The sequence below is a fragment of the Pseudodonghicola flavimaris genome, assembly GCF_030164425.1.
GTDB classification, from domain to species: domain Bacteria; phylum Pseudomonadota; class Alphaproteobacteria; order Rhodobacterales; family Rhodobacteraceae; genus Pseudodonghicola; species Pseudodonghicola flavimaris.
Genome location: NZ_JASNJD010000021.1, coordinates 41,780 through 67,850 on the forward strand (window position 1 = coordinate 41,780; position 26,071 = coordinate 67,850).

The 26,071-nt window shown below is 60.1% G+C and carries 34 protein-coding genes; 7 read left to right on the top strand and 27 right to left on the bottom strand.

Annotation, left to right across the window (positions count from 1 at the left end):
* Positions 1–2: 2 nt before the first annotated feature.
* The 6 genes from QO033_RS20460 to QO033_RS20485 form a co-directional block, all read right to left on the bottom strand.
* Complete coding sequence (locus QO033_RS20460; RefSeq protein WP_100161048.1) at positions 3–719, bottom strand: type IV secretion system protein; 717 nt, start codon at positions 717–719, stop codon at positions 3–5.
* Positions 716–3,070: a VirB4 family type IV secretion/conjugal transfer ATPase gene (locus QO033_RS20465; RefSeq protein WP_100161047.1), complete on the bottom strand. Its 2,355-nt coding sequence runs from the start codon at positions 3,068–3,070 to the stop codon at positions 716–718. Before QO033_RS20465 ends, QO033_RS20460 begins: the two co-directional genes overlap by 4 nt.
* On the bottom strand, positions 3,070–3,399 hold the full coding sequence (locus tag QO033_RS20470; RefSeq protein ID WP_100161046.1) for a type IV secretion system protein VirB3: 330 nt from the start codon (positions 3,397–3,399) through the stop codon (positions 3,070–3,072). The genes QO033_RS20465 and QO033_RS20470 overlap by 1 nt, the downstream gene beginning before the upstream one ends.
* Before the next feature lie 19 nt (positions 3,400–3,418).
* Entirely contained in the window at positions 3,419–3,706 is a 288-nt protein-coding gene (locus QO033_RS20475; RefSeq protein ID WP_100161045.1) for a TrbC/VirB2 family protein, read from the bottom strand.
* A gap of 12 nt (positions 3,707–3,718) precedes the next feature.
* On the bottom strand, positions 3,719–4,291 hold the full coding sequence (locus QO033_RS20480; protein ID WP_100161044.1) for a lytic transglycosylase domain-containing protein: 573 nt from the start codon (positions 4,289–4,291) through the stop codon (positions 3,719–3,721).
* Between the two features lie 115 nt (positions 4,292–4,406).
* Entirely contained in the window at positions 4,407–4,676 is a 270-nt protein-coding gene (locus QO033_RS20485) for a hypothetical protein (protein ID WP_133119769.1), read from the bottom strand.
* A gap of 686 nt (positions 4,677–5,362) precedes the next feature.
* Here QO033_RS20485 and QO033_RS20490 point away from each other — a divergent pair.
* From QO033_RS20490 to QO033_RS20500, 3 genes are all read left to right on the top strand, one after another.
* Positions 5,363–5,710: a hypothetical protein gene (locus tag QO033_RS20490; RefSeq protein ID WP_240620840.1), complete on the top strand. Its 348-nt coding sequence runs from the start codon at positions 5,363–5,365 to the stop codon at positions 5,708–5,710.
* A 289-nt stretch (positions 5,711–5,999) separates the two neighbouring features.
* A complete protein-coding gene (gene repC, locus QO033_RS20495) occupies positions 6,000–7,226 on the top strand; it encodes a replication initiation protein RepC (protein ID WP_100161042.1) in 1,227 nt (408 codons plus the stop codon).
* Positions 7,226–7,639, top strand: coding sequence for a hypothetical protein (locus tag QO033_RS20500; protein ID WP_100161041.1), 414 nt, complete (start codon positions 7,226–7,228; stop codon positions 7,637–7,639). Before repC ends, QO033_RS20500 begins: the two co-directional genes overlap by 1 nt.
* 44 nt (positions 7,640–7,683) lie before the next feature.
* Here QO033_RS20500 and QO033_RS20505 read toward each other — a convergent pair.
* From QO033_RS20505 to QO033_RS20555, 11 genes are all read right to left on the bottom strand, one after another.
* Positions 7,684–8,441, bottom strand: a protein-coding gene (locus QO033_RS20505) for an IS5 family transposase (protein WP_284482806.1) whose coding sequence is annotated in 2 segments (ribosomal slippage) — positions 7,684–8,120 and positions 8,120–8,441 — 759 coding nt in all. Because the reading frame shifts where the segments join, the coding sequence is not laid out codon by codon here.
* A gap of 28 nt (positions 8,442–8,469) precedes the next feature.
* Positions 8,470–8,916, bottom strand: a complete 447-nt coding sequence (locus tag QO033_RS20510; RefSeq protein WP_240620839.1) for a hypothetical protein — start codon at positions 8,914–8,916, stop codon at positions 8,470–8,472.
* Positions 8,917–8,944: 28 nt separating this feature from the next.
* A complete protein-coding gene (locus tag QO033_RS20515) occupies positions 8,945–9,385 on the bottom strand; it encodes a c-type cytochrome (protein WP_284482807.1) in 441 nt (146 codons plus the stop codon).
* The gene (locus QO033_RS20520; protein ID WP_284482808.1) at positions 9,382–10,704 is read right to left on the bottom strand and encodes an ABC transporter transmembrane domain-containing protein; all 1,323 of its coding nucleotides are present in this window, start codon (positions 10,702–10,704) and stop codon (positions 9,382–9,384) included. Before QO033_RS20520 ends, QO033_RS20515 begins: the two co-directional genes overlap by 4 nt.
* A gap of 8 nt (positions 10,705–10,712) precedes the next feature.
* The gene (locus QO033_RS20525) at positions 10,713–11,246 is read right to left on the bottom strand and encodes a cupredoxin domain-containing protein (RefSeq protein WP_100161037.1); all 534 of its coding nucleotides are present in this window, start codon (positions 11,244–11,246) and stop codon (positions 10,713–10,715) included.
* Positions 11,247–11,352: 106 nt separating this feature from the next.
* Positions 11,353–12,069 (bottom strand): copper-binding protein, encoded by a 717-nt coding sequence (locus tag QO033_RS20530; RefSeq protein ID WP_100161036.1) that lies wholly within the window; start codon positions 12,067–12,069, stop codon positions 11,353–11,355.
* A gap of 46 nt (positions 12,070–12,115) precedes the next feature.
* Entirely contained in the window at positions 12,116–13,474 is a 1,359-nt protein-coding gene (locus QO033_RS20535; RefSeq protein ID WP_100161035.1) for a multicopper oxidase family protein, read from the bottom strand.
* A gap of 11 nt (positions 13,475–13,485) precedes the next feature.
* Positions 13,486–14,952, bottom strand: a complete 1,467-nt coding sequence (locus QO033_RS20540; protein ID WP_100161034.1) for a TolC family protein — start codon at positions 14,950–14,952, stop codon at positions 13,486–13,488.
* Positions 14,952–15,173 carry a putative periplasmic lipoprotein gene (locus QO033_RS20545; RefSeq protein WP_284482809.1) on the bottom strand — a complete coding sequence of 74 codons (222 nt, stop codon included), beginning with the start codon at positions 15,171–15,173 and terminating at the stop codon, positions 14,952–14,954. The genes QO033_RS20540 and QO033_RS20545 overlap by 1 nt, the downstream gene beginning before the upstream one ends.
* 73 nt (positions 15,174–15,246) lie before the next feature.
* Positions 15,247–15,663, bottom strand: a complete 417-nt coding sequence (locus QO033_RS20550; protein WP_284482810.1) for a hypothetical protein — start codon at positions 15,661–15,663, stop codon at positions 15,247–15,249.
* A 204-nt stretch (positions 15,664–15,867) separates the two neighbouring features.
* Positions 15,868–16,068 carry a heavy-metal-associated domain-containing protein gene (locus QO033_RS20555; protein ID WP_100161033.1) on the bottom strand — a complete coding sequence of 67 codons (201 nt, stop codon included), beginning with the start codon at positions 16,066–16,068 and terminating at the stop codon, positions 15,868–15,870.
* A gap of 140 nt (positions 16,069–16,208) precedes the next feature.
* Here QO033_RS20555 and QO033_RS20560 point away from each other — a divergent pair, with 140 nt between their 5' ends.
* From QO033_RS20560 to QO033_RS20575, 4 genes are all read left to right on the top strand, one after another.
* A complete protein-coding gene (locus QO033_RS20560) occupies positions 16,209–18,716 on the top strand; it encodes a heavy metal translocating P-type ATPase (RefSeq protein WP_284482811.1) in 2,508 nt (835 codons plus the stop codon).
* 19 nt (positions 18,717–18,735) lie between these two features.
* The gene (gene cueR, locus QO033_RS20565) at positions 18,736–19,155 is read left to right on the top strand and encodes a Cu(I)-responsive transcriptional regulator (RefSeq protein ID WP_037941731.1); all 420 of its coding nucleotides are present in this window, start codon (positions 18,736–18,738) and stop codon (positions 19,153–19,155) included.
* A gap of 132 nt (positions 19,156–19,287) precedes the next feature.
* Positions 19,288–20,160 carry a DUF305 domain-containing protein gene (locus QO033_RS20570; RefSeq protein WP_100161031.1) on the top strand — a complete coding sequence of 291 codons (873 nt, stop codon included), beginning with the start codon at positions 19,288–19,290 and terminating at the stop codon, positions 20,158–20,160.
* Positions 20,161–20,182: 22 nt separating this feature from the next.
* Positions 20,183–20,947: a MauE/DoxX family redox-associated membrane protein gene (locus QO033_RS20575; RefSeq protein WP_205964851.1), complete on the top strand. Its 765-nt coding sequence runs from the start codon at positions 20,183–20,185 to the stop codon at positions 20,945–20,947.
* 103 nt (positions 20,948–21,050) lie between these two features.
* Here QO033_RS20575 and QO033_RS20580 read toward each other — a convergent pair whose 3' ends face one another.
* The 10 genes from QO033_RS20580 to QO033_RS20625 all read right to left on the bottom strand — a co-directional run bounded on the left by QO033_RS20580 (position 21,051) and on the right by QO033_RS20625 (position 26,059).
* On the bottom strand, positions 21,051–21,788 hold the full coding sequence (locus QO033_RS20580; protein ID WP_089852005.1) for a cytochrome c biogenesis CcdA family protein: 738 nt from the start codon (positions 21,786–21,788) through the stop codon (positions 21,051–21,053).
* Positions 21,788–22,279: a hypothetical protein gene (locus QO033_RS20585; RefSeq protein WP_089852003.1), complete on the bottom strand. Its 492-nt coding sequence runs from the start codon at positions 22,277–22,279 to the stop codon at positions 21,788–21,790. Before QO033_RS20585 ends, QO033_RS20580 begins: the two co-directional genes overlap by 1 nt.
* A complete protein-coding gene (locus QO033_RS20590) occupies positions 22,276–22,971 on the bottom strand; it encodes an SCO family protein (protein ID WP_240620838.1) in 696 nt (231 codons plus the stop codon). Before QO033_RS20590 ends, QO033_RS20585 begins: the two co-directional genes overlap by 4 nt.
* Before the next feature lie 60 nt (positions 22,972–23,031).
* Positions 23,032–23,304: a hypothetical protein gene (locus tag QO033_RS20595; protein WP_100161028.1), complete on the bottom strand. Its 273-nt coding sequence runs from the start codon at positions 23,302–23,304 to the stop codon at positions 23,032–23,034.
* Between the two features lie 40 nt (positions 23,305–23,344).
* Positions 23,345–23,626 (bottom strand): hypothetical protein, encoded by a 282-nt coding sequence (locus QO033_RS20600; protein WP_068286437.1) that lies wholly within the window; start codon positions 23,624–23,626, stop codon positions 23,345–23,347.
* 82 nt (positions 23,627–23,708) lie between these two features.
* Positions 23,709–24,221 (bottom strand): TlpA family protein disulfide reductase, encoded by a 513-nt coding sequence (locus tag QO033_RS20605; protein ID WP_100161027.1) that lies wholly within the window; start codon positions 24,219–24,221, stop codon positions 23,709–23,711.
* The gene (locus QO033_RS20610; RefSeq protein WP_100161026.1) at positions 24,218–24,814 is read right to left on the bottom strand and encodes a DsbE family thiol:disulfide interchange protein; all 597 of its coding nucleotides are present in this window, start codon (positions 24,812–24,814) and stop codon (positions 24,218–24,220) included. The genes QO033_RS20605 and QO033_RS20610 overlap by 4 nt, the downstream gene beginning before the upstream one ends.
* Positions 24,811–25,188 (bottom strand): c-type cytochrome, encoded by a 378-nt coding sequence (locus QO033_RS20615; protein WP_370741355.1) that lies wholly within the window; start codon positions 25,186–25,188, stop codon positions 24,811–24,813. Before QO033_RS20615 ends, QO033_RS20610 begins: the two co-directional genes overlap by 4 nt.
* A 202-nt stretch (positions 25,189–25,390) precedes the next feature.
* Positions 25,391–25,525, bottom strand: a complete 135-nt coding sequence (locus QO033_RS20620; protein ID WP_009503829.1) for a hypothetical protein — start codon at positions 25,523–25,525, stop codon at positions 25,391–25,393.
* Between the two features lie 66 nt (positions 25,526–25,591).
* Positions 25,592–26,059, bottom strand: coding sequence for a DUF411 domain-containing protein (locus tag QO033_RS20625; protein ID WP_203595078.1), 468 nt, complete (start codon positions 26,057–26,059; stop codon positions 25,592–25,594).
* Between the last annotated feature and the right edge of the window lie 12 nt (positions 26,060–26,071).

Consider the following 26,071-nt stretch of genomic DNA (forward strand, 5'->3'; position numbering starts at 1 on the left):
CTTCAAAATGCGTCGGGCCCATAGAGGCGTTCGAAAGCGGCCTCTTCCCTCATGCGGCGCTGTACGGCGATTTCGGTCTGGCGCTGCTCTTCGACCTTGGCCTGGGCCTGCTGGAGCATGGCGAGGCCCTGAATGCGGTTGGTGTCGTTCTGGAGCATGGCCTGTTCCACCGCGATCCGGGCGTTCAGGGCGTCCACCTCCTTCTGGGTGGAGACAGAGCCGATCTTGCTGCGCAGTTGCTCAAGCCCCGCCAGCCGGTCATCGGAGAGCGACACGATCCGATCCCCGACAGCGGTGTCGCGGGCCGACTGGTTGCGAATGCGGTCCAGCTCGCTCTGGTAGAAATCGTCGGCGTCGATATTGGCCCCATCCAGCGCGGAGAAGTCAGCCGCGTCCTGCGCCTTGCCTGCCAGATCGCCCAGGTCATCGAGATCAATGTCGAAGTCGCTGGCGATCTGCATGGCATCCGGCCCGAGCAGTTCGCGAACATCGGGCGAGTTCAGAGCGCTGACGATGGAATCCATGTCGGTCAGGCCGTTGATCGAGGCATAGAGCGCCTTGGCCTGCTCCAGCTCTTCGACCATCTGGGCGATTTCCTTGACGAACTCGGCCTTGGCGTTGGCGATGGCCGCCGTGTCGACCACGGGTACGCCTTGGGCATGAGCCGCAGTCGAGAGGGAGATCGCCAGCGCAGCGGCGGGCATGGAGAGCCTTGTCATCGTAGGTCCTTCCTTTTCTGGAACAGGCGGGGGAGCCAGTCTTTCGGGGCCGGGTGGTCCTGCATAAGCGCGTGCATGATGGCGTTGGTGGCGGTGCGGCCCGACAGGACTGTCAGCACGTCATCGAGGCCCGACAGATCGAGGTCGCAGACCACCGAGTTCTGCGCCTGCTTGATGAGGAAATGGCCGAGGGGCAGCTCGTCGCGCACGATCTGGAACTCGCGTTCGGACAGGCCGAACTCGTCGACCAGGTCCTTGCGGCTGGCGCGGTCGGTGCCGAAGAAGATCTGGCTGGCGCATTGCTCGATGATCGTGCGGGCAATGGGGCTGTTCACCACGTCAGAGGCTGACTGCGTCCCGGCCACGATGATGCCGTTCTGCTTGCGGATGACCTTCAGCTTGTTCTTCACGAAGTCCGAGAAGTAGGGGTCGGACAGGGCCTTCCAGAACTCGTCGATGAAGATCGCGATGCGCTGGCCGGTGATCAGGTTTTCGACCCGGCGCATGAGATACATCATGATCGGGTTGCGGATTTCCGGATCGTCGAGGAAGGCCGTGATGTCGAAGCCCACCAGGTCGGCATCGAAGGCGATGGTGTCTTCGGAGTTGTCGAAGACCCAGCCGAGCCGTTCGTTGCTGAGCCAGCGATCCAGCCGGTTGCCGATATCTTCCGCGCCGCCGCCGAACCCCAGCAATTCGCGTAGGGCAGAGACGGTGCGGCCAGTGCGCGGCAGGTTGGCAAGGCTCGCGACGGCCATCTCGATCCGCCGGAGGTCCTCGGCCGAGAAGGTGACGCGCTCGCCGCCCAGCATGGATTTGACCAGCTCGACCATGAAAGCCTGGCCGTCGGCATCAAGCTCGATCGCCATGAACGGGGCGCAGCCGGTCGGGCGACCGGACTGGAAATCGAGATAGGAGCCGCCCGAGGCGCGGACGAAGATCTCGGCGCCGTAATCCTTGTCGAAGAGGACGCGCTTGGCCCCGAACTTTTCCAGCTGCGACAGCAGGAAGGTCTGCACGACCGTCTTGCCGGAGCCGGAGGGGCCGCAGATGAAGGTGTGGCCGAGATCTCCGACATGGAAGTTGAAGTAGAAGGGGCTTCCGGCGCTGGTCTGGAGCTTGCTGACCGCATCGCCCCATTCGTTGCCGTGCCGGTGGCCGGTCGGGTAATTGTGCAGCGGCGACATGGCCGTGTAGTTGCGGCTGGTCACCATCGCGACCCGCGCCCGGTGCGCGTGGTTGCCGGGAAGCTGCGCCCAGAACTGCGGCTCAAGCCCCATGTCTTCGCGGGCAACGACAGCCCCGGATTCCGACAGCAGGTTATGCGCATCGGCGGCGCGGGCTTTCAGCTCCTTCGCGTCCTCGGTCAGGACCGTCAGCGACAGGTTATGCTCGCCCATCACGAACTCGCCCGACATCAGGTCGTCGCGGGCGTCGCGCAGCTCGTCCGCCTGAGACACGGCGGGGTCATTCGCGTTGCGCAGCCGCCCCTCCTTGAGGGTCATCTGGCGCATGGCCTCGTTCTTCGCGGTGCAGCGGAAGGACTGGGTCAGGACGAAGCGGAAGGGGGCCGTCAGCAAGTTGTCGAACATGTTCGGGCGGGTGCGGGCGTGGTATTCCTTGATGCCGAACATCGCGCCATAGGTGCTGGCGGCGGCATGGCGGATTTCCAGAGCCTCCCGCCCGAAGATTACCCGATCAGTGTAGATCGCATTGCCAATGGTCCCGTGAACCAGCGGGACCGGCTCATATCGGCCAGAGATCAGCTGCTTCAGGACGCTGGCAGGCTCGGAGATCAGCAGGTCGCGATGGTCCCTGATGATCGAGAGCTTCCGGGGCCGAAAACGGCTGAGGCTGCGGGTTAGCTGCGTGGTCTTGTCATCGAGATCGTCCAGAAGATCCTGGTCCACCTCGATCTGGCTGGTTCGGGCGCGACGGACGCCCTTCGCCAGCCGACCACCGGGCAGGCTGCGGGGCTGCATGTAGACGGTCAGATACAGATCGTTGCGGAAGAGGCGCTTGGCCTCGATGCGGCGGCGGTAGCTCTCGTCGATCCAGCGGGCGAGGTCGGTGAGGAAGGTGCCGGACGGATAGTCGTCATCGGTGGCCCGGACCACATGGACATAGGCCATGACGGTGTCGTCGGCGATGTTGCGCAGGGCGTGGCTGAGCTGGTTGTGCAGCGTGTTGATGAGCTGGGTATCCGCCGTGCGGAAAGACACGCCCTCCAGCTTCAGCATCTGGAAGGCACCCCGGTTGCGGGTGATGATCGTGTGCGCGTCCGAATGGCGGATGAAGGGAAGGTAGCGGTCTGCCGTGTTCTCCGTCTTGATCTTGTCGAGCAGGCCCATCAGTCGATCTCCTCGATCTTGTAGAGGCGGCGGAGACGCAGGGGGGATGTCGATGATCCCCCCCAAAGGCTCCGGTTCCGGCACCGGGCATTTGTGTCCAGCCAGCGAAACAGGATTTGGAAAGCGTTCTGATCGCGCTCGACGATCAGGCGAGAGACGCCGAGCAGGGGGACCGCAATGGGCAGGTAGAAGATCGAGTCCGCGGCGATCATCGCCAGACCGCCGATGCCGCAGCACATGGCAAAGGCTTCGACAGGGATGCCGAAGATCATCGCCGGGCGCGTGAGGGCGAGGAACAGCACGTCCTCGTTCATCTTCACCTTTTCCATGTGGTGCCCTTCCTGCCGGTCAGCCAGTGATCATGCTCAGCACCTCGGAGGAGGCGTAGATCAGGACGACACCGCCAACGGCCCAGGCGGCGCGGCGCAGGTCGACGAAGTTGAAGAGCCAGCCCGCGCCGATGAACATGAGGGCGATCAGGGCAATGGGCTGCTTGGCGCTTTCGAACTCGTCGAGGATGTTGTTCAGGAAGTCGGTGAAGCCTGCGGCAGCGGCGGGTTGCGCCGCTGCGGTCAGGACCGCAGCCAGGAACATCGGGGCGCCGATGCGCCGGTGGCGGGTCAGAAAGGTCTTCATGGTTGCGTCCTTCTATTGGAAAACCAAGGCGTTCGATCCGGTGGCCGCGCCGAACACGTCCCATCGTTTCGCGCTGTCCTTGTCGTCGCTCAGGGAGGGTGACCGCTTGTCGTACGAGGGGGCGGTCACGGACCCCTCTCCCAGCACGCGGGCCACATAGCCGTTGTGGAAACCACGCGTGAAAGAGCCGGTGTTGTAGGAAGAAAGCGCCTGGTACAGGGCCTGCGTTTGGTCCGCTCCGGCATCGCGCGCCCGGTCATAGCCGTCGCGCAGCACGGTTTCCGCCGCCGTCAGATTGCGGCAGGCATCGAACACGGTGGCAGGCGTCAGCCCGAGCCAGGACAGGTTGGCGCTGTTGATTTGCCCGAGGCCCATGTCGATGGACTTGCCCTCGGCAATCAAGCGGGCGGCGATCTGTGCGGCCTCATTGGCGGAGCGCGGCGCATAGGACGCCCGATCCGGTCCGTTTACGCCGATGGCGAACGGGTTGAAGCCGCTTTCGGCGGCGACGAGCTTTTCCATGATGGAGGGGGCGACACCGGGCGCGCAGTTTTCGGCGACGGCCCGGAACGCGGTGGCATTCATGGGCTCAGCCAGCGCAAGGCGCGGTGAGCCGACGGTGAATGCGGAAAGGATCGAGAGGGAGAGGAGAGAACCGCAGAGCGGTCGGAGGATCAGCCAGCGCGCAGCGCCGAGGCGATCACTCGGTGTCTTCGTCTTGTCCAGATTTCGGGGCAGGCACCCAGACGCCTTCGGCGTCGGGGAAGATGCGCATGTGGAAGCTGACCAGCGCGTCGGAAGACTTGAAGACGCGGGCTTCGCCAGTCTTCGAGGAAATGACCGGGCTGGCCGCGCCGTTCGTCTGAACAGCCCAGAGCTCCCAGTTCCATCCTTTTGGGGTGTGAATCGGGCGGTAGTCGAGCTTGCCACCCTTCTCGAGGAAGTTTTGCACTGCATCAGTCGTAATCACGCGTGGGTTCCACATTGGCTGACACCTGTCGTTGGGATTTTCTGGACAGGTGCTGCGTATCCTTGAATCACGACTTTTTTCAACGTTAAAGCCCAAATTTGAAAAAAGCGCCAAAAGACATAAATTCGCCTATAGCTGATACAAGCGCCTAGGTGACATCAAGCGTATTTGACAAATAGCGCTTCCTCTGGAAGTTTGGCGCTATCCTTGCCTCCCTCGGCTATAGGATGATCACCCAGCTGTGACCATCCCGAGAGCGGAGCGACGGCGGGGACATGCCGAGTGAAGTTCCGAGGGAGCCAGAAGGTTTGTTATATTTTGGACACGCGATGAAGCGCGGTGCCGCGACCGCCCTGACCTGTACGAGCTTACTCCTGGCGGCACCTCCCGCTGCGCAAGCTTACCAAGTAGACTGCGCGATCCTGATCTGTCTGGCGGGAGGCTGGCCCGGAAGCACCGAGTGCAACGAGGCGCGATCTGTCTTCATCAGCAGGATCACGCCCTGGCCGGTGGAGCCGCCCCTGCAGATCTGGAATTGCCCCTTGGGCGTGGGCTACCGCCCACCTGAAGATGAGAGGGCTTTGCCGCTCCTTCATGAGGCGTTCGGCAGGCCTAGACCTTCGGCTCCGCCGCCATTCTCGGCAGTTGTCGAGGGGGTGCTTCCCCCGAGGTCGGAGCGGGACGAGATGCTGTCCCTGATCGCGGATTATGCCGATGACAACGGCGTGGCCGATGTCGACATCAGCGGGGCTGAGTATGACTTCGTTCGCTCCATCCGCGTCTACAACGTAGAGTATGCCCGGCAACGAGAAAGCGGTGATGGCGACTGTCGCCAAAGCGAAAAGGTCCGCGTCGGCACATATGGGGTGCAGGGCGACTTCAGCTGGTACAGCGGGTCGGTGACGTCACTGCCGGACGCATTCGAAGGTCTCACCAGTTGGGGCGAAAGCTGTCCGAGCCTCTACCGGAGGGCCGTCTTCATCGAGTGGACCGACTACCAGGGAAACTATGGCTACGAGCAGGTGAATTACTGATCACCGCAGGTGCTGGCATCGCCGATGCTGGGTACGCCAAGGGCGCAAGAATGCGGCCAGGAAGGCCGTGACAAAGAGGAGCAGCAAGGACTTTAGAGCGTAAAACCCCCGCGAAGGCGGCAACCTTCCACGGGGGCTGAGGGACTTAGGGCCGGCAAGCCCGTAATCATCCGTAATCATGATTTAGCCTATCAGCTTCCCAACCTTGCAGGCAAGTCAAAACGCATTTTTGCGACCTGTAGACGTTTGCCTGCCGCCGCCTCGCTTCAGACGAACGAGGAACGAAGAGATGCATGTACCCCAATCTTTGCCTGCCCGACGGTGCGAGGCCGTCAAACCAACGCTTCCACGCGGCATGGAGCGTGACGGCTTTGTCGCGCTTGTGGACGCGGTTGCTTCCTGCCTTGGCGTCGGTGCTGCCGCGATGATGACCTTTCGCACCATGATTGCGTCGACCAGGCCGAGCGCGTTCAAGTGCGGCGTAGATGAACCCTGCTGTTACCTCAGCCAGAACGAGATCGCGCACAAGCGTGGCGTCACGGCCTGTCGTATCCGGCAACACGAGGCGGCGCTTGTCCGCGCGGGGCTCATCGAGAAGCGGACCATGGCCAATGGGGCGCGGTCCGGCTTCTCCGGTTGCGGCGTCTTCTTCGGCGTGGCGATCGCGCGCGTCGAAGAGTTTCTGTCTCTGCGCGACGAGATCGAGGCAGATCGCAGGGCTCATGCCCGCCTGCGAGGGCAGCGCAGCTCGCATAAGCGGCACCTAAAAGGTATCCTGCGCGAGCTGGTCGGGTGTCATAGGCTGGCAGCAGAGGTCGAGCGCATCCATCAGAATTTCGCAGGGTGGCCGTCAGGCCAGGCGCTTCATCGGATGTCGCTCGAAGAGCTTCAGAACCACGAGGCTGAAGCCGAAGCGCTGACGATTTCTGCGTCTAACTTGCTGCACGAAACGCATGATCGATCGCTCGACAACGAGCGCTCTCATATACAAGATACAACTCAAGATTCTAACGAAGTACCTTGTAACGACCATAACGATACGCGGAGCGTGGGCAAGCCCACGCGATCCACCGTTTCTGGGCCGCAGCCTAGCGGCCGCGTCCGTTGCTTAGAAAGACAGGATGGGGTGGCCAGCGAGGCGCACAAGTCCAAATTCATTCAGAAACTTGGCTGTGACCGTCTGTACGGCCTTTGTTCCGAAGAGATGAAGATGTGGCTCGACATCGAGCGACAGAAGCGCGGCAGGCTGGATTTCCATTCCTTCGTGATCGCCGCGCAGAAGCGTCTACCTGAGTTGGGTATCCACCAATCTGCCTGGGATGAGGCCGTGGGCGTGCTTGAGGAGGATGCAGCGATGCTTTGTGTTCTGATCACCGATGCCAAGGTTGCCGATCCGGAGATCACCATCCTTTCGGCAGGGGCGTATCTGCGCGGTATGGTGCGGGCGCAGCGGACCGGTTCTTTGAACATCATGGGAAGCCTGATCGGGCTGAATGAACGGAGCAGGAGGCGCTGATGAAACCGCTCATCTTATCGGCGGCCATCGTGGCTGCTCTCACGGTTTCTGGGACGGCCCAAGAACTGTGTATCGAGCCTATCAGGCCAGAGGCTGCACACCTTCTCGATGCCGGGCTTTCCGGTGCTGAGGTACGGGCGGAGTTTCGGCGCTACTTCAGCGAGGTCGAGGATTATCTGAACTGTCTGAACGAAACGTCGGGCCGGATCAGAGATGATGCGCGAGCCGCGGCTTACGACTACCAACAAGTGCTGGAGACGACAGAGCCGGGCAAAGCTGGTCAGGGCGATGATGGGTTTCGTCCGCAAAGTGTCGCCATGAAGGATACCGGCGAACTCTTCTTGGATTATCGACCAAACGCTGGCGGCACCGGCTATGCCGGCGCCGCCAGGAAATCTTCCGCAGGGAGGTGATAGAGGAAGATTTCTATGGTGAAATCTTGCGCTAGGGTCAGGATTCATAACCAGTAAATGACGAGAGCCGCGAGGGCGATGGCTGAGAGGAACACCTTGGGGCATCGGTCATAGCGGGTCGCGACGCGCCGCCAGTCCTTGAGCCTGCCGAACATGATTTCGATGCGGTTACGCCGTTTGTATCTCCGCTTGTCATATTTGACCGGCGTCTTGCGTTTCTTCCGTCCTGGGATGCAGGCACGTATCCCCTTGTCCTGCAACGCTTCTCTGAACCAGTCAGCATCATAGCCGCGATCCCCGGGTAGCCATTTGACGTTTGGCAGGCCACCGAGCAGCGCCCGTGCGCCGATGTAGTCGCTGACCTGTCCAGCGGTGACGAACAGGTCGATCGGTCGTCCCTGACTGTCGCAGATGGCGTGCAGCTTGGTGTTCATGCCGCCCTTGGTGCGACCAATCAGGCGACCACGCCCCCCTTTTTGACGGCCATGCTGGTCGCCGTTCGGTGAGCCTTGAGGTGTGTCGCGTCGATCATCACGGTCGTCTTCTCACCGTGTTCCGCCGCCAGTCCGGCCATCATCCGCGCGAAGATCCCCTTTTCGCTCCAACGCTTCCAGCGGCTGTAAAGTGTTTTGTGAGGACCATATGCAGCAGGAGCGTCACGCCAACGCAAGCCATTGCGATTGATGAAGATAATCCCGCTCAGCACTCGCTTGTCATCAACCCGGGGCTTCCCGTGTGACTTGGGAAAGAAGGGAGCCAAACGTGCCATCTGCGCGTCGGTCAGCCAGAAGAGATCGCTCATGTCATCGCTCCGTTTTCGGAGGCGTGAATCACGCAGCGCAACTGAAATCAATGCATCCTGACCCTAGCCATTGTGCCGCCAAACCGCCACCAGCAAGCGCCACTACCGAAGGGAAGTCGGCCCAGTTGATGTAAGTCTTTGACGATACATTAATTGTGCGGACGTCCGACCACTCACTGCCGTTGAGGATGGCCATGCGAACTTCCGCTTCGGTTCCGCTTTCTTCGGTCCAGCTCAGCAAAACCCTGCCATCCGACAAGGGTGCGAGTGATGGTTCGCGAGCATTGATGCCAACAGGTGATCCGCGGTCGGTCAATCTGAATAATCCGGTTTCCTCCGCGTATGATGCGGTGGACGAAGCGAACAATGCACCAAGGATCAGAGTCGACGCAGCAGAATATTTAATCATGAACAGAATTTTCCCACCGTTATTGCTTTTCTGTGGCAAACCAAATGCTGATTGACCGTGCGCCAACTCCCATTCTTTTGACCGACGAAAATGCTTAGTCAATTCCGTTGGCCCGCTGCAAAGCTCGAATGTACGCCACGATAGCAAGGATGTCTGAGCGCGTCACGGCTTCAACCGCTGGCATGTTGCCAAATTCCCAGTGGTGCGCCCGAACTCCATTCTGCGCTGCGAGGACAAACGCCATGTCGCCGTGGTGGCTGGGTTCATAGATCTTGTGAACAAGCGGAGGAGCGACGCCATCTTGGCCCTGCGCGTTTCGGCCATGGCAAGCGGAACAGACCGCATCATAAGCGCTTGCGCCGATTTGCTCCTGCTCTGTGAAACTGTTTGGTAGCTTGACAGTAGCGAGAGCACCCGCGGGAAGCGCGATGCTGTCCTGCCTCTGGGCGCCCGTCCGAGTGTGGCTCGGTTGCACAATGAACCATACTGCTGCAGCGACGGCGACCAGAGCAAAAAATATCGCTGCCCATTTCATACTATCAAACTCTCTCGTGATGTTGCGATGGCCCCCTGCCTTTTTAGAGACGAAGCCGGGTATCTCAGTTGGGCTTGCTCGAATTGACTGACCTCCTGCGGCATGGTGTTGTCTGCTTGAACAATTGCGGATTGCTGGATCGATTTGTTGAAAAAGGTCGTGATTTCGTGGTACCGGATCCGCGTGTCTTCCAGCGTCTGATAGTAATTGAAGAGTTCTTTAAGCGGTGCCGAGAAGTCTTTGTGTGCGGCTAGGACGGCCACCAGGGCACCGAGTGTAATACGCCCTTCGATGACGAAATATCCTCCCAATGAGTAGAACAGGAATGGGGTCAGCGCGGTTAGAAAATTGTTGAGGGCCTTGATGAAGAACTTCAGGCGGAAAATCTTCCTGCGGACGTGCTCAAGCTCTCTAAAACTCGCTCCGGCCGGTAGCAGTCCGGTCGGATTGACCTGCCGTTCATGCAGCTGTTCGCTAAGCTGTCTGCCGAGCTGTCGGACTTCCTTGATTCTTGTACGTGAAAGGGCGTTGACTCGCCGCTGTAGCTTGGGCAGCAGCACGAGCTGGATTGGCAGCACGGTCAGTGCGGCGGCACCCAACACAGGGTCCTGAACGAACATGAAAAACAGGATCGTCAACAGTGTACCACCTTGTAGGATTGGCAGCGTGAGGACATCTGCCGCGAAGCCACCTATGGGCTCAACTTCCTGTGCGAGAATAGGGACGATTTCGCTCTGGTTTCGGGAGTCGGGATCGCTGCGCCATTGCCGATAGACCAGCAGCCGGAAGCGCCGCAAAAAACGCTCAGCTACATATCCCTTGAACACGTTAAGGCCATATTTGTTTAGCCCATTCAGGATGATCGCCAAAAGGTAGAGACCACAGAGAAGCATTAGGAAAACGACCTGATCGACGTCTCGTCCCAAAACGGCAACGGGGAAATGATCAGAATCCAAAGCGTTGTTTACGATCTGCTTTGGCAGTTCGAGGGTCAAATATTGAATAGGCATCGCGATGAGGCTGACTACAATCATCAATGCCTGCTGCCTTCTGGAGTAGCGCAGGACCGTGCTGAAAAGACTGCCTTCAAGCCCCCGTATGGGTTCAGGGTGGAACGTGGGGGTGTGACGGCGCTTCCAAAGCTTGAGAATGCCGCGAATAGCAAGATATGAGCCGACAGTGATCAGCAGCGCTGGTGCCAAGACCAGTATCAGATGAATGAACGGGTGAACCCAGTCTGGCGTCGCATCGCTGTAGTCGTACCCGAACGCGGCAGATACGTTGTGTACAAGCACGTGATACCTGTCCAGGAGTGACATCAAAAATTCTAACCCTTGGATTTCGGCGCAAGGTGATCGTGCACGATGATGACGCCCCACATGCCCGCTTCCCGGTGGCCGGGTATCAAGCATACGAACTCCAGGTTCGTCATATCGGAGAACTCCCAGACCAGCTCGGCATTTTGTCCACTTGGGATCAAAACCGAGTTGGCGCGATCATGTTGCATATCGGGGTGTTCGCGCATCCACTGCTGATGTTTCGCAATTTCGTCAAAGGAGCCGAGAAAGAACTCGTGATCCAGAGCGCCCGTATTGCCGATCAAAAACCGAACGACCGATCCCTTTTCAATCTGGATCGCGTCCGGCTCGAAAAGCATGTATCCGCTTTCTGTCTCCCTGATGGATATTTCGATCGACCTGTCGAAAGTGGAGCCATCGCCGGGTTTCCCGATCGGATTATGGCCAGGCACTTCGAAGGCCCGCGCATGAGGTTGCTGGCCTTTGCCACTGGAAGCGTTCACTGAGAAAGCCGGAAAGACGAGCATAAGGGCGGTGGTGCAGGTTTTCAGGAAATTCATCATGCTCGGCTACCTCCGTAGCGCTTGATTTTACGAGATATTCTTGCTTGCAGAGTAACGCCTCAAAAAGTTGGGGCCGGGGTGATTGCCCCGGCCCCACTAACTGTCATCACTTCATCTGTGTGACGGTCAGTTTTCCCTTCACGCGGTCTGCGACGAATTCGATGTCCTGACCTTCGGACATCTTGGCCATCATTGCCTCGTCGGCGCGGAACACCATGGTCATCGCGGGCATGTCGAGGTTGACCAGCGGGCCGTGGATGATTGTGACCTTGCCGGCCTTGGCGTCGATCTTCTTGATGGTCCCGCTCGTGTATTCCACGTCAGCCTGAGCCATCTGGTCCCCCACTGAGACCGCTCGGTGCATGCCGGATTCGTAGTGACCCGGAATTAGGCACGCCGCTTCGAACGTACCAGCATTCGCGAACGTCCAGACGACCTCACCCGAAGCGCCCGCATCGAGACGGATTCGGTTCGGGTCGTCGTGTTCCATATCCATCTTGGCCATTTCGATCTTGTGCTCGGCGTTGCGCTCGACTGTATCAAGGACGAATTCATGCTCCAGCTCACCCTTGTTCGTGATGTTGAAGCGGATGGTTTCACCCTCCTTGATGGTCATCTCTTCGCTCTCGATCAGCATTTCGCCTTCGTCGTTTTCGAGCAGAGTGACATCAATTGTGCGGTCCACATTGGCGGCTTCACCCGGCATGCCGATCATCATGGCGGTCGGCTTGGTCTCACCGTGCCCGCCATCATGTGTGCCTGCGGCAAATGCTGGTGCCGAAAGCACCAACGCGAAGCTTGTCGTCAAAAGAAGATTTCTCATTTCATTGTCCTGTAAGTTGGTTTGGTTGGAGTTGACGAAGGGCCGTTCAGCCCTTCGAGTTTGGCTTTGGTGTGAGAATGGTCTTGGGACTGTTGTTCGAGGCAAACTCGGGCAATTCGCCGGTCCATTCGTAGGCCATCTCGCCCGGAGGATTTTCGTACCAGCCGGGATCGGAGTAATCGTCCGCGTCGATGCCGTCCCGCACCTTTACGACCGAAAACATGCCGCCCATCTCGATGGGGCCGTAGGGCCCCCAACCCGTCATCATGGGGATAGTGTTGTCAGGCAGCGGCATTTCCATTTTCGCCATGTCCCCCATGCCGGACATGCCCATGGGCATGTATTCCGGCTGGAACTGACGGATCTTCTGGGTCAGTGGTTTCTTGTTGACCCCGATGAACGTCGGCACATCGTGACCCATGGCATTCATCGTGTGGTGCGACTTGTGGCAGTGGATTGCCCAGTCACCCAGATGGTCCGCGACGAACTCATAGGCGCGCATCGCGCCCACGGGAATGTCGATGCTGACCTCTGGCCATTGCGCCGCCTCGGGCACCCATCCGCCATCCGTACAGGTGACCTTGAAGTCATAGCCGTGCATGTGGATCGGGTGGTTTGTCATCGTGAGGTTGCCGACGCGTACGCGCACCTTGTCGCCCTTGTTCACGACCAGCGGATCGATGTCGGGGAAGATCCGACTGTTCCACGTCCACAGGTTGAAGTCCGTCATCGTCATGATGCGGGGCACGTATGTGCCGGGATCGATGTCAAAGGCATTCAGCATGATAAGAAAATCGCGATCCACCGGCATAAACGATGGGTCCTTGGGGTGGACCACGAACATGCCCATCATCCCCATCGCCATCTGGGTCATTTCGTCGCCATGGGGGTGGTACATGAACGTGCCGGACTTCACCAAGTCGAATTCGTAGACAAACGTTTTCCCTGGCGGGATGCTGGGATGACTCAACCCGGAGACCCCATCCATGCCCGAGGGCAGGATGAGCCCGTGCCAATGCACCGTGGTGCCTTCCGGCAGCTTGTTGGTGACGTAGATGCGGATCCGGTCGCCTTCGACTGCTTCGATCGTTGGACCGGTGGACTGGCCGTTGTAGCCCCACAGATGCGCAATCATGCCGTCTGCAAGTTCGCGCTCTACCGGTTCGGCGACGAGGTGAAATTCCTTGACCCCGTTGTTCATCCGGTGCGGCAGGGTCCACCCGTTCAGCGTGACCACAGGTGTGTAGTCCGGCCCTGACGACGGACGCGCCGTAATCGCCGTTGCCGCACTGTCCATCTGCGCGGCTTCGGGGAGGCCCATGTTCAGGGTTTGACCCCAGGCTTTTGAAGAGACCAGCGTTGCACCTGCGGCGCCGGCTCCGAGTAATTGACGTCTGTTCAACATGTCAGTTCCTTTCAGTGTCCTGCGCCGCCACCGGCGGCAAGTGATGCGCCTTCTCCACCAGCACCACCGCCGCCTTCGCCGCCGCCATAGATCGCGGCGGTCAGATCGGCCTGTGCCATATAGAATTCGCGTTTTGCATTTGCCGCTTCCAGGGATGCGGCAAGTTTCTCGCGCACATCAGTCAGCAGCTCGAAAGTGTTGGTGATCATGCCGTTGTAGGACAGCAAACCCTCTTCTTCGACGGTCGTGCGTAGCGGCACCAGAACGTCGCGGTAGTGGCGCGCGATTTTGTATGCGGCATGATAAGAGGCTTCAGCACCGCGCGCTTCAGACCGGACGTTCACGGCCTTCTCTGCGAGCACGTTGGCCGCTTGAAGATAAGACAATTCCGCCTTGCGCATCCGGGCCTTGCCGGTGTCGTAGATCGGGATCGCGAACTCCACTTCCACCTGAGGCAAAGTCTTGGTTTCAATGTCGCCACTGCCTTCAACTTCACGCTCAAATTCGGCTCCCGCAACGATCTCCAGATCGCTGACAATGCGGGTCTGGTCGGTCAGACCAAACGCCTTGGCCTGCGCTTCCAGGCCAAGTTTGGCAACACGGAGATCCACCCGGTTTCGGAGCGCCTTGGCCTCGATGTCGGTCACACGGCCGACAGAACGCGGCAGTGCAGGAAGGGCATCTGGCACATAGTAATCGACTTCGGTGCCCCAGAGACCCATCAACCTGGTCAAAGCCTCCTTGGACCGAGTGGCGTTCAATCGTGCCTGTGCAAGTTGCCCCGCCAGTTCGGCATTGAATGCCTGTTCGCGGGCCTGCCCAGCTTTGTTGAGTGCGCCGGTCTCGCCCAACCTCATCGCCAGTTCAGAGCCGGCGTCAGAGGTCGCTTTCGCGCGCCGCAGATAACTCACTGCCTCGAAGGCGGCGACTGCATCGACCCATGCCTTTCGCGTCTGATTTGCCAGTGCGAGTGTGTCGTTCACGGCATTGAGCTGAGCCTGCCTGAAGCTTGCATCAGCAATGGCCATACGCTGTTTACGCGTGGTGGCATCGAGGACGTTCGACCGGATCAGCCCTTCGATCGCCCTGTAGGCACCGAGTTCAGGCGCACCGATTCCCAAGACACCAATTGAGACGATCGGGTTTTCCGGCGTCGATTGCTGCCAAGCCTCAGCGGCCGAGAGGCCAACATTGGCGTAAGACGCTTGCAGACCCTTATTGTTCAGCAGCGCAACCTGAACCGCCGTATCGGCCGAGATCGTCTTCCGATGCACCATGCTGTGCACCTGTTTCTTGAGAGCTTCGTTTTCGGCCTGCGTTTCCGCAAACACGGTCCGTTTGCCGATCGCTGGCGTAATCTGGCTGGCCACATTGGCAAAACCGGCCTTCGGTTCGGTGTAGCTTACCGGTACTGCGGTAGCGCAGGCACCCAAGAAAAGTGGAAAGCCAAGAACCAGCGGAATCTTAGATACCCGCATCAGTTGCCCTCCGTCTGCTCTTGATTGACAGACCGCCAATCACGGGGGCCGGTCGGACCACGATAGGTGTAGCCAGCCAATGGATCTTGATAGTTGATCGGAGACGAAACGGTCGCGTTGACGACAGCCTGTTGTGTCGCAACGGAGGGCAAAGGGGTAGGCTCATAGGCGCATGCGCCAAGCCCGAGGGCCGAAGCCCCCATGAGTAGATGAATTTTCATGAAGGTATCCTGATTGATGAACGATGTCTCACGCAGAGTCTGCGCAAGGCTCACACCCGGATTGGGCGCCGTTTCAGATCAGGAATCGAGGGGGCCGCAGAAACCCTGATGTTTCGACGGAATGCGCCTGACCGCTCAGGATCATATATTCTTTCGCAGCAATAGGATCCGGGAATACCAAGTCTGCGTCTGGAATGACGACAGAAATGCATATTCCGTTACAACACTGAGTTGATTGATGCTCTGTTTCACCCATGTCGGAGGATATGTCATCCACGTCAACTGTCGCCGGGTGTTTCATGTGGTCGGCGTGGATGTCAGTTCCCTGACCAACTGTCGGTTCGCTGAGAAGGGAGCTGATCGATCCAGAATGCTGACCATCATGCATTCCTGAGGCCGCGTGTGCCGCAGAAGGTGGAGACAGAACCAATGCCAACGCAAAAGCGAAGCAAGTGAGGAATTTCACCCATACCGAAGTGGCGACACGCATTCTCATGAACGGCAACATGGACGTTTTGACAAATTAGTCAACGCTTACAGCGCGGGAAGGTTTGGCACAATCTAGCGAGGCAGGCGAATTCTCGCTGCGAGCGCTCAAAACTGTTGCGCAATAGATACATAGCAACGTTCACCAGTCAGACAGAAGACGCGAAAATGGTAGTGAGTACTTCAGAAATGACTGGGAGTGCCGGGACTAACTCAGTCTTTGCGATCCGTAGCCCGCATCGTGAATCGCTGCCTTCAGAGCGTTTTCATCCAATGCGCTATCTACCTCGACGGAACGCGCAGTTAGGTCACAGGTGACAGTCGCGTGTGGGTCTATCGTCACAATGGCCTTCTCTATCGACGCGGTGCAATGTCCGCAGTTCATGTCCGGCACGCTGAACCTGATCATCACGATCTCCTTCTTACTGCTGCCATCTAGGTCGTTCCCCTATGGGAAGGTCAATGCCCGAAAAAATTCCTCGATGCATCTGTTGACCTTCCAGCGAATGGAACCCTTATCTCTCGGAGGACCAGGATCAGGAGTCACCCATGTCGGATTCGCATACCCTTCGACTTTCCCTGCAGAACATGTCCTGCGCCTCTTGCGTCGGGCGGGTGGAGCGTGGGCTTTCCGGCCTGCCGGGTGTCAGCGACGTTCACGTCAACCTTGCCAGCGAGACGGCCAAGGCGCAGATCGACGCGCAAGGGCGCATTTCGAACATCGTCGAAAAGCTGGAAGAGATTGGCTATCCGGCCCGTACGCAGAGCATTCGCCTGAACGTGGCCTCCATGTCTTGTGCGTCCTGCGTTGGGCGGGTGGACAAGGCGCTGGCGGCGGTGCCGGGCGTGCTGGACGTGAACGTCAATCTGGCATCGGAAACTGCGACGGTAACGTATCTCGAAGGCTCGGTTGCGGTTGCGGACCTGCTGAAGGCGGCGGGTGACTCAGGCTATCCCGCGACCTTGCCGCAGGACAGCGCGCCGGAAGACACGAGTGCCCGCAAGGATGAAGAGGCGCGGACGCTGGCTCGCAGGACCGCGCTGGCGGCGGCCCTCGCCCTGCCTGTGTTTCTGCTGGAAATGGGCGCGCACCTGATCCCCGGCATGCATGGTCTGATCGGCGACACGATCGGCCATCGGACAAGCTGGCTGATCCAGTTCGGTCTGACCACCGTGGTCCTGTTCTGGCCGGGGCGCAGCTTCTATACGCGCGGGTTTCCAGCCCTGCTCAAGCGTGCGCCGGACATGAACAGCCTTGTTGCGGTCGGCACCTCTGCCGCCTATCTCTATTCTCTGGTCGCTCTTTTCGCGCCCGCGCTGCTGCCCGAAGGGTCGCGCGCCGTCTATTTCGAGGCGGCGGCGGTGATCGTCGTTCTGATCCTGCTGGGCCGCTGGCTGGAGGCACGCGCCAAGGGCCGCACCGGCGCAGCGATCCAGAAGCTGCTGGGCCTTCAGGCCAAGACCGCCTGCGTGCTGGTGGACGGAGAGCCTGAGGACGTGGCCATCGAGCGCATCGCCGCGGGCGACATCCTGCTCGTGCGCCCCGGAGAGCGGATTGCCGTGGACGGCGAAGTGACCGAAGGCAGCGCCCGCGTCGACGAGAGCATGATCACCGGCGAGCCGGTGCCTGTGGCCAAGTCGGTGGGCGATCCCGTCACCGGCGGGACCGTCAACGGCACCGGTGCTTTCCAGTTCCGCGCGACGCGCGTGGGGGCGGATACGACGCTGGCGCAAATCATCCGTATGGTCGAAGAGGCGCAGGGGGCCAAGTTGCCCATCCAGGGTCTGGTGGATCGGATCACCCTGTGGTTCGTGCCCGCGGTCATGGCGCTGGCGCTGCTGACGGTGATCGTCTGGCTGCTGGTCGGGCCATCGCCCGCCCTGTCCTATGCGCTCGTCGCGGGTGTGTCCGTGCTGATCATCGCCTGCCCCTGCGCGATGGGGCTGGCCACGCCGACCTCAATCATGGTGGGCACCGGCCGTGCCGCCGAAATGGGTGTGCTGTTCCGCAAGGGTGACGCCCTGCAACCGCTTTCGACCGTCGATGTGGTCGCGCTGGACAAGACCGGCACGGTGACCGAAGGACGTCCCGAACTGACCGATCTGGTGCTAACAGAAGGATTTGAACGGGCCGAGGTGCTGGCTCTGGTCGCGGCGGTCGAGGCGCGGTCGGAACACCCCATCGCCGAGGCCATCCTGCGGGCGGCGGAGGCCGAGGGCGTTGCCCGGCACGACGCGCAGAAATTCACGTCCATCACCGGCCACGGTGTCCGGGCCGAGGTCGCGGGCCGCGAGGTGCTGGTGGGGGCCGACCGTCTGATGACCCGCGAAGGGCTGGACATCGGCGCGCTGGCGGACGCGGAACGCCGCCTGGCCGAACAGGGCCGTACCGCGCTTTACGCCGCCGTCGACGGACGCGTTGCCGCCGTCATCGCCGTGGCAGATCCGGTGAAGCCGTCCAGCGCGGCCGCCATCCGGGCGCTGCACGATCTTGGCCTGAAGGTCGCCATGATCACCGGCGACAAGCGCGAGACGGCAGAAGCCATCGCGCGGGAGACGGGCATCGACCACGTGATCGCGGGCGTGCTGCCGGACGGCAAGGTCGCGGCACTGGATGAACTGCGTGGCACGGGCCAGCATATCGCCTTCGTCGGCGACGGCATCAACGACGCGCCCGCGCTTGCCCATGCGGATGTGGGCATCGCCATCGGCACCGGCACTGACGTCGCCATCGAATCCGCCGACGTGGTGCTGATGTCGGGCGACCTGCGCGGCGTGGTCAACGCGCTGGAAATATCGCGGCGCACCATGCGCAACATCCGCCAGAACCTGTTCTGGGCCTTCGGCTACAATGTCGCGCTGATCCCGGTTGCGGCGGGGGCGCTTTACCCGGTGTCGGGCCTGCTGCTGTCGCCGGTGCTGGCGGCGGGGGCGATGGCGCTCAGCTCGGTCTTCGTACTGACGAACGCGCTGCGCCTGCGCCGTGTGCGCCCGGCGATGGACGAGGCGGCGAAGGCCGTGACCGACCCCCGCCTGTCCCCCGTTCCGGCTGAATGAAAACAAGGAGAAGACGATCATGAATATCGGAGACGTGGCCGACCTGTCCGGCCTTCCTGCGAAGACCATCCGCTACTACGAGGACATCGGGCTGGTCGAGCCGCTGCGCAGCGCGAACGGCTATCGCAGCTTTCGACAGAGCGACGTCCACAAGTTGGCGTTTCTCGGGCGAGCGCGTGCGCTTGGCTTCACCATCGAGGACTGCCGGAGCCTGCTGAAACTCTATGCCGATACCGACCGCGCCAGCGCGGAGGTCAAGCAGATCGCCGAGGAACACCTCGACCGGATCGACCGGAAAATCGCAGAACTGACCGAGATGCGCGCGACGTTGTCGCACCTTGTCGATGCCTGCGCTGGCGATCACAGGCCTAATTGTCCGATTCTCGCAGATCTGGCGATGGAAGAGGATAAGACCCGGACCGCCAGGGCAGCGGATTAAGCGGGCTTAGATACGTCCCGCAGCGGGCAGCGCCACCCATAAGGTGCGACTGGCTGCAGCTATTTCGGAACATTCCAGCGCGGGAAAGTTGTTCCACCTTTAGACTTCACGATTTCGAGAGAGGACAACTTCATGTCATATGGCCGCTTTTTCGCGATGATCGCCACATCTACCGTCGTCATGTTCGGTCTGATGTATCTCAATACCTACCTCTGGACGCATGTGTTCTGGTCGGAAACGCGGGCCTACATGGCTCTCCTGATGGGTGCCACCATGGCGATCATCATGCTGGGCTTCATGCTGTCGATGTATTCCAGCAAGATGGCTAACGCCGCCATCTTCATCGGTGCCGCTGTGGTCTTTGCCGCCTCCCTTTGGCTGGTCCGCAGCCAGGTGACGGTGGGCGACACCAGCTACATGCGGGCAATGATCCCGCACCACTCGATCGCGATCATGACCTCCAGCCGCGCCGATATCTCGGACCCGCGCGTGCGCAAGCTGGCGGATGAGATCATCTATGCGCAGGACAAGGAAATCGCCGAGATGCGTTATCTGGTGAACGATATCGACGCCAACGGTGACAGTCCGGCACAGTCAGAAAGCGGACCGGCGCAGATCGTGAGCCTCGACGAGGCGCTATCAACCCCGGAAGTCGCCATTCTCGACCTCGAATTTCTTACTTCGGAGGACATTGCTCAGATGTTTCCCGGCGGCCCCGCGTGCACGTTCACCTACACCACCACAAGCAGGCCTGCGCTGGCGGTGGGCCGCATCGACGGTGGGAGTGTAGCTCTCGCCAAGATCAGCGGCGATCTGGTGCGGCTGGAGGCTGGCGACGCCGGAAGCACTTGGGGCACGGAGGGCATGACAGTGGCGTTGAGCGCGCCGAGCGGAACCGGCACATTGGACGCAAATAGTGGCGAAATGCAGGACGCCGATCTCGTTCTCGAACTTGGGTCCGGTCTGCGTGCAGGGTATCGCGGATATTACGGTTGCGGTGCCTGAACCAGAAACTGGAGGAAACACCATGCCGAAAGACGCATCGAAATCAGCCCAACTCTACCGGATGGTCATGCAGGATCATCTTTGCCCTTATGGTCTCAAGTCCAAAGACCTGCTCGAACGGGAAGGGTACGAGGTCGAGGATCATCACCTGACGACACGTGAGGAAACCGATGCCTTCATGGAAAAGCACGGGGTCGAGACCACGCCGCAGACCTGGATCGGCGACAAGCGGATTGGCGGCTACGACGATCTGCGGGTCCATTTCGGCCTCGACGCGCCGGAAAGCGAGCGCTCGGACACCTCCTATCAGCCGGTGATCGCGATCTTTGCCATCGCGTTTCTGATGGCGCTCGGCCTGTCGTGGTACAGCTTTGGAACCATCCTCAGCCTGCGTGCGCTGGAATGGTTCATCTCGATCTCGATGTGCTTGCTTGCAGTGCAGAAACTTCAGGACGTCGAAAGCTTTTCGACCATGTTCCTGAATTACGACCTGCTGGCGCGCCGCTGGGTGCGCTACGGCTATCTTTATCCCTTCGGAGAGGCCTTCGCCGGCATCCTTATGGTCGCCGGGGCGCTCACCTGGCTTTCGGCTCCCGTGGCCCTCTTCATCGGAACGGTCGGTGCAGTTTCGGTCTTCAAGGCGGTCTATATCGACAAGCGCGAGTTGAAATGCGCCTGCGTCGGGGGGGACAGCAACGTGCCACTAGGGTTCGTCTCGCTCACCGAGAACCTGATGATGATGATCATGGGTATCTGGATGCCGATCCGGGTCTACCTGATCGGCTGACGGCCCCGCGACCTCTATAGGGGCGCGGCGTGTACGACCTTTTTGAGTGGGGGAGATGATCCCCACTTATCAGCCATCACGCCAAGAGCTGGTTCGAGGTTCGTCAGCCGATCGTCGCGAGAAAGGGAAACGTCCCCAGCAGCCAATAGGCAAACCGTGACAGTTGCCCGGTCATGATGGCAACTCCCATGATGATCATGGCAACACCCGCGCCCTTGTAGAGCCAGCGACCGGCCTTGCCGATCTGCCTTACCCGCGCGGCGATGGCGTCGGTGAACAGCGCAGCCAGCAGGAAAGGCACCCCCAGACCAGCGGAATAGATCGACAGCAGCCAGATGCCGTCCGACATGCCGCCGGAGGTCGAACTGAGTGTCAGGATCGCGCCGAGGATCGGTCCGATGCAAGGTGTCCAGCCAAAGGCGAAGGCCAGTCCCAGCACGTAGGCCCCAAACGGGCGACCGCCGGGAATGTCGAGATTGAAACGGGTATCGCGCGAGAACGCATTGAGACGAAAGACACCCAGCATGACCAGTCCGAACAGAATGATGATCGCGCCGCCGAGATAGTTCAGCTCGGTGCGCCATGTCAGCAGCAGGGATCCGAGCGCGCTGGCCCCGGCCCCGAGGGCGACGAAGACCGTCGAAAAGCCCAAGACAAAGCAGGCACTCAACCCGAGCGCCCCGGCGCGCGCCCGCAAGCCGACCGACCGCGTCATGCGCAAATCCGGCTGCCCTGCGATGTACGAGACATAGCCCGGCACAAGCGGCAGGACGCAAGGCGACAGGAACGAAATGGCCCCCGCCAGAAAGGCCGCGAAGATGCCGATGCCGGAGATGTCCATCACGCGTCACGCTCGGTGCTGAAGGGCCACACGGCCCACCAGAACGCGACCAGCGGGACCACGATCCATTGCAACACAGGTGACAGGCCCGCATCGAGGACCGGAATGATTGGCATCAGGTCCGAATAGGCCCAGGCGGCGCGGATCACGATGTTGAGCCATTCGCTGAACAGCGTGTATCCGAGCCCGAACACCACCGTCAGGACGGTCACAGACCGCCGCGTCGAGGCGACCAGGGGCCAGCCCCAGCCCGACAGCATGAGGGCAAGCATCAGCGCGCTCATGGCGATCAGGATATCACCACCCGTGCAATGGACGGCTGCGAAGACAATCTCACCCCAGGTGCCCTCGTTCCATATCGTGTAGAGCGGCATATGCGCGAACTCCCAGATCAAGTTGGCCGGGATGATCACCGCAAAATACCGACGCAGAGCTGTCAGGGAAATTCCGTCTGTCGAGGACAGCCTGACGCCAGTCGCGACGACACTCATTGAAACACACCTGTCAGCCGGTCCCACCAGCTGGGCTCCCGGCGTCGATGCTGGGCGTTGTTGGTCAACTCGCTGACATAGAGGATCAGGTTCACGTTCTTGAAGTCCATGCCATGGAATTTTGCAGCGAACCGCCCGCCGATGTCCACGACATGGGTGACCGCTCCGTGCATCATCATGTCGCTGTCGGCGGTCATCGTGAACTCCAGCCCATAGTCCCGCGCCAGAACGCGCGTTGCATTTTCAGTCTGATCGGGACGTTTGGTTAGAATAACCCAATTGCTTGGATCGAGCCCATGCCGGTCCGAGTAATCGCGCAACACGTCTGGCGTGTCGTTCACAGGATCGGTCGTGATCGAGATGAACTGCACAAGCTCCTTCATCGGCCCGTAGTTGATCGAAGCCTGGACCGCCGCGATCTTTTCCGCATGGAGCGGGCAGATATCCGGGCAGTTGGCATAGATGAAATGAAGGATGACCACCTTGTCGCTGAAATCCGACAGGCGCACGGGATTCCCCTCGGAATCCTGCAGCTCGAAACCCGGAGCCTGCGCGGCATCGATGGCTTGGAAGTAGGGCTCCATCTCGAACATGCGCGCATCCAGGTTTTCCCCCGGATGATTGGCGAAGGCCGGAGACGAAATCGTGGCCGCGAGTATCGCTAAAGCGGCGCGCCGTGTCAGTGCTGTCAATTCTTGTATCCTTACAATAAATGCCTGCCGATCCGTTGACCGACAGGCATTTGGGCAAATCTAGCCGTCAGACTTTTCCGACGGCATCATGCCGCCGTCCATATTCTCGGTCATGGACGCCATCATCTCGGTGCAGGCTTCCATCATGGGTTTCATTTCGGCCATCATCTTCATCATGCCCATCATGTCGCCGTCCATCATGCCGCCTTGCATGGCCCCCTCATTCTGCATCATTTCGCCCGTTTCCGGCGTGGTCTGTTCCTGGGCGCTGACGGCAAATGCACTTGCGGTAAGGGCCGTCGCAACGACGAAAGTTGTAAATGTTTTTCTCATGGTTTTCTCCTTGGGTTGATCGTGTGGTTATCGAAAGAACTCAGTCGGGAGACGCCCCGTCCGGCGAGTTGGAGCATCCCTTTCCAGACCCGCCCTTCATGCACAGACCCAGGCCGCACATCGCGGCACAGGGGGCCAGCGAGACCAGAACAGGCGCGAGCCCGATCGCGGTGAGCCATCCCCAGTTCAGGGCCATGCCGCCCCCCATCACGGTTGCCGCACCGACGAACAGCAATCGTCTGCGCGTCAACCACCTGGGCCAATTTCCTGCGCTTTCGATGTTGGCGGCACCCGCAATGTTGGAAGGTGATATTTCGGTCATCCAGAAAGTCCTTTCGATGATTAAAAGCTAGTCATTCCAGTAACTGGAAGGTCAAGGGTGAGCAGTGGACTTTTGCTAGGATTCATTCAATAAAGCTTCGCAAAAAGGACACCATCTCGGGATCATCCCATTCGGCCGGGCCGACCAGTCGCCCGAGCTCCCGCCCCTGCGCGTCGATCAGGATCGTCGTCGGCAGGCCAACGGTGCGCAGCGCGGTCATCGAAAGCATGGTCTGGTCGACATACATATTGAGATTGGTGACACCGATCTCGTCGTAGAAACGCCGAACGATTTGTGATCCGGCCCGGTCGATGGAAAGGGCAACCACTTCGAAGTCGTCGCCGCCAAGTTCCGCCTGAAGCGCATCGAGCGTCGGCATCTCTTCGCGGCAGGGGACGCACCAGGTTGCCCAGACATTCACGAGGATCACTTTGCCGCGAAAATCTTCCATGTCTCCGCGGCTGCCGTCATCTTTCTCGTAGCGCACATTGGCGACAGGCTTCGGGGTGTCGTGAAGTGCAAACCCTTGCGGTGTCGCGAAAGCCGCGCCGACGGACAGTGCCCAGGCGATCAGCGCCGGTTTCAGATTTTTCATGGCGTTTTCTCCTTGGCGGATTGGGTTTTGTGGTCACGGACGATCGGCAGCAGCGTTTCCTGCAGGATTGCTCGTGTGATCGGACCAACATGGCGGTAGGCGATGATGCCGTCGGGCGCGATGACGTAGGTTTCGGGCACGCCATAGACGCCCCATTCGATACCGGCGCGTCCGTTGATGTCGGCCCCGATGCGCGCGTAGGGATCACCCAACTCGTCGAGCCAGGCGCGCGCCTGATCGGGCGGGTCCTTGTAGTTGATTCCGTAGAGCGGCACCTCACCGGTTGCACTCAACTCCATGAACAACGGGTGTTCGGCACGGCAGGGCACACACCACGAGGCGAAGACGTTCACCAGTGACACGTGTCCGATCAGGTCCTGCGTCGAAAGACCTTCTTCTCGGCCGAGCACCGGGGGCAGCGCGAAGTCGGGCACGGGTTTGCCGAGAAGTGCCGACGGCAAGTCGTCGCCACCCCTGAAAAGCCCCCAACCGAACAGGACCATGAGGGCAAAAGCTATCAGCGGAACCAGCACGAACCCGGAGATACTACGTCGCGACACAGGGTCGGCATTTCCCTCGACCTCTTCCGTCATGGCTGCGCCTGCTCATCGGCAAGGGATCGGCTTTCCTTCGACGCGCGGATCCGGTTGGGCCATGTGCTCTTGATGTAGTCAATGATCGCCGTGATCTCATCGTCTGTCAGCACATCCTCATATCCGGGCATGTCGCTTTCGTACCCGTTCCCGACAATCGCCGCCGGTCCGCGTTTCACGATGTCGAGCAATACGCGGTCGGGGTGATGCCAGGTATGGCCGGAGGCGTCGTGCGGCGGGGCAGGCAACCTGCCGTTCGGCAATCGTGTGCGCCAATCTGATTGCCCCTCCAGGTTTGCCCCATGGCAACTGGCACAATTCTCTTGATAAAGGCGCTCGCCCATGAGCACGTCGCTCTGCGCCGCTACGGGCAAAACCGTTGTGGCGAGCAGGACAGCCGAGAGCCTAATCGTGTTTTTCACTGAGTTTCCGCCTTCTTGTTACGAGCCACCTACAGAGGACGATTAGTGCCGCGAGCGACGACAGGACAAGCAGGACGCAAAGCGCCCAGACCAACCCCATCGACAACAGGCTGTCGCCGCTGCTGGCACCCTCAATCCGCATTCTGGCACATCTCTATTTTCCGCTGTCCGAGCGGATGTATTTGACCAAGGCGATCGCCGCGAGCACCAGCACACCCACGATCAGCAACCAGACGAGGCCCATCGCAATCATCATGCCGCCGCCCATCATTCCACCGTCCATCATCATGCATTCCATCCTTTGTTTTCCCTTGAAACCGGTCTGGCACGGGTTCGCACCAGACCGCGCGATTGATCATTCGACCGAATATACGGTCGGGCTCACACCTTCCTCGACGGTGTAAATCTTGAAGGGCTCCTGTTTCGCGCCGCCCATACCCGGCGACCCCAATGGCATGCCGGGAAGAGTCACACCGGCAATTTCCGGGCGCTCTTCCAGCAGCCTGTTGACGACATCAATCGGCACGTGGCCGCTGATGACGTAATCGTCCAAAAAGCCTGTGTGGCAGCCTTGGAAGTCATCCGGGATGCCCGCATCGCGGCTGATCTGCGCCAGATCGTGGGTCGGCTTCACCTCCACCGTGAAACCGTTCTCGCGCAGATAGTCCGCGTAACTCTCGCAACATCCGCATTGTGGGTTCTTGTAGAGCGTGACCTCCTGCGCCGCGGCAGGCGCGGCATTCAGGCTCATCGCAAGGACGGCGACGGCACCTGCCGTGCCGAGGCTGGCAAATCCAAGTATCTTCTTTATCGGTTCATTCATTTTCATGGTCCT

Bases quoted from the DNA above. Each gene is read 5' to 3' on its own strand.
- QO033_RS20470 (WP_100161046.1), bottom strand. From the start codon at position 3,399: ATGGAAAAGGTGAAGATGAACGAGGACGTGCTGTTCCTCGCCCTCACG.
- QO033_RS20585 (WP_089852003.1), bottom strand. From the start codon at position 22,279: ATGAGTGTCGTCGCGACTGGCGTCAGGCTGTCCTCGACAGACGGAATT.
- cueR (WP_037941731.1), top strand. From the start codon at position 18,736: ATGAATATCGGAGACGTGGCCGACCTGTCCGGCCTTCCTGCGAAGACC.
- QO033_RS20620 (WP_009503829.1), bottom strand. From the start codon at position 25,525: ATGATGATGGACGGTGGAATGATGGGCGGCGGCATGATGATTGCGATG.
- QO033_RS20530 (WP_100161036.1), bottom strand. From the start codon at position 12,069: ATGAGAAATCTTCTTTTGACGACAAGCTTCGCGTTGGTGCTTTCGGCA.
- QO033_RS20525 (WP_100161037.1), bottom strand. From the start codon at position 11,246: ATGATGAATTTCCTGAAAACCTGCACCACCGCCCTTATGCTCGTCTTT.
- QO033_RS20475 (WP_100161045.1), bottom strand. From the start codon at position 3,706: ATGAAGACCTTTCTGACCCGCCACCGGCGCATCGGCGCCCCGATGTTC.
- QO033_RS20605 (WP_100161027.1), bottom strand. From the start codon at position 24,221: ATGAAAAATCTGAAACCGGCGCTGATCGCCTGGGCACTGTCCGTCGGC.
- QO033_RS20515 (WP_284482807.1), bottom strand. From the start codon at position 9,385: ATGAAATGGGCAGCGATATTTTTTGCTCTGGTCGCCGTCGCTGCAGCA.
- QO033_RS20490 (WP_240620840.1), top strand. From the start codon at position 5,363: ATGCTGTCCCTGATCGCGGATTATGCCGATGACAACGGCGTGGCCGAT.
- QO033_RS20500 (WP_100161041.1), top strand. From the start codon at position 7,226: ATGAAACCGCTCATCTTATCGGCGGCCATCGTGGCTGCTCTCACGGTT.
- QO033_RS20580 (WP_089852005.1), bottom strand. From the start codon at position 21,788: ATGGACATCTCCGGCATCGGCATCTTCGCGGCCTTTCTGGCGGGGGCC.
- QO033_RS20560 (WP_284482811.1), top strand. From the start codon at position 16,209: ATGTCGGATTCGCATACCCTTCGACTTTCCCTGCAGAACATGTCCTGC.
- QO033_RS20555 (WP_100161033.1), bottom strand. From the start codon at position 16,068: ATGATCAGGTTCAGCGTGCCGGACATGAACTGCGGACATTGCACCGCG.
- QO033_RS20535 (WP_100161035.1), bottom strand. From the start codon at position 13,474: ATGTTGAACAGACGTCAATTACTCGGAGCCGGCGCCGCAGGTGCAACG.
- QO033_RS20610 (WP_100161026.1), bottom strand. From the start codon at position 24,814: ATGACGGAAGAGGTCGAGGGAAATGCCGACCCTGTGTCGCGACGTAGT.
- QO033_RS20545 (WP_284482809.1), bottom strand. From the start codon at position 15,173: ATGAAAATTCATCTACTCATGGGGGCTTCGGCCCTCGGGCTTGGCGCA.
- QO033_RS20575 (WP_205964851.1), top strand. From the start codon at position 20,183: ATGCCGAAAGACGCATCGAAATCAGCCCAACTCTACCGGATGGTCATG.
- QO033_RS20540 (WP_100161034.1), bottom strand. From the start codon at position 14,952: ATGCGGGTATCTAAGATTCCGCTGGTTCTTGGCTTTCCACTTTTCTTG.
- QO033_RS20625 (WP_203595078.1), bottom strand. From the start codon at position 26,059: ATGAATGAACCGATAAAGAAGATACTTGGATTTGCCAGCCTCGGCACG.
- QO033_RS20600 (WP_068286437.1), bottom strand. From the start codon at position 23,626: ATGACCGAAATATCACCTTCCAACATTGCGGGTGCCGCCAACATCGAA.
- QO033_RS20480 (WP_100161044.1), bottom strand. From the start codon at position 4,291: ATGAATGCCACCGCGTTCCGGGCCGTCGCCGAAAACTGCGCGCCCGGT.
- QO033_RS20595 (WP_100161028.1), bottom strand. From the start codon at position 23,304: ATGAGAAAAACATTTACAACTTTCGTCGTTGCGACGGCCCTTACCGCA.
- QO033_RS20550 (WP_284482810.1), bottom strand. From the start codon at position 15,663: ATGCGTGTCGCCACTTCGGTATGGGTGAAATTCCTCACTTGCTTCGCT.
- QO033_RS20460 (WP_100161048.1), bottom strand. From the start codon at position 719: ATGACAAGGCTCTCCATGCCCGCCGCTGCGCTGGCGATCTCCCTCTCG.
- repC (WP_100161042.1), top strand. From the start codon at position 6,000: ATGCATGTACCCCAATCTTTGCCTGCCCGACGGTGCGAGGCCGTCAAA.
- QO033_RS20465 (WP_100161047.1), bottom strand. From the start codon at position 3,070: ATGGGCCTGCTCGACAAGATCAAGACGGAGAACACGGCAGACCGCTAC.
- QO033_RS20570 (WP_100161031.1), top strand. From the start codon at position 19,288: ATGTCATATGGCCGCTTTTTCGCGATGATCGCCACATCTACCGTCGTC.
- QO033_RS20520 (WP_284482808.1), bottom strand. From the start codon at position 10,704: ATGTCACTCCTGGACAGGTATCACGTGCTTGTACACAACGTATCTGCC.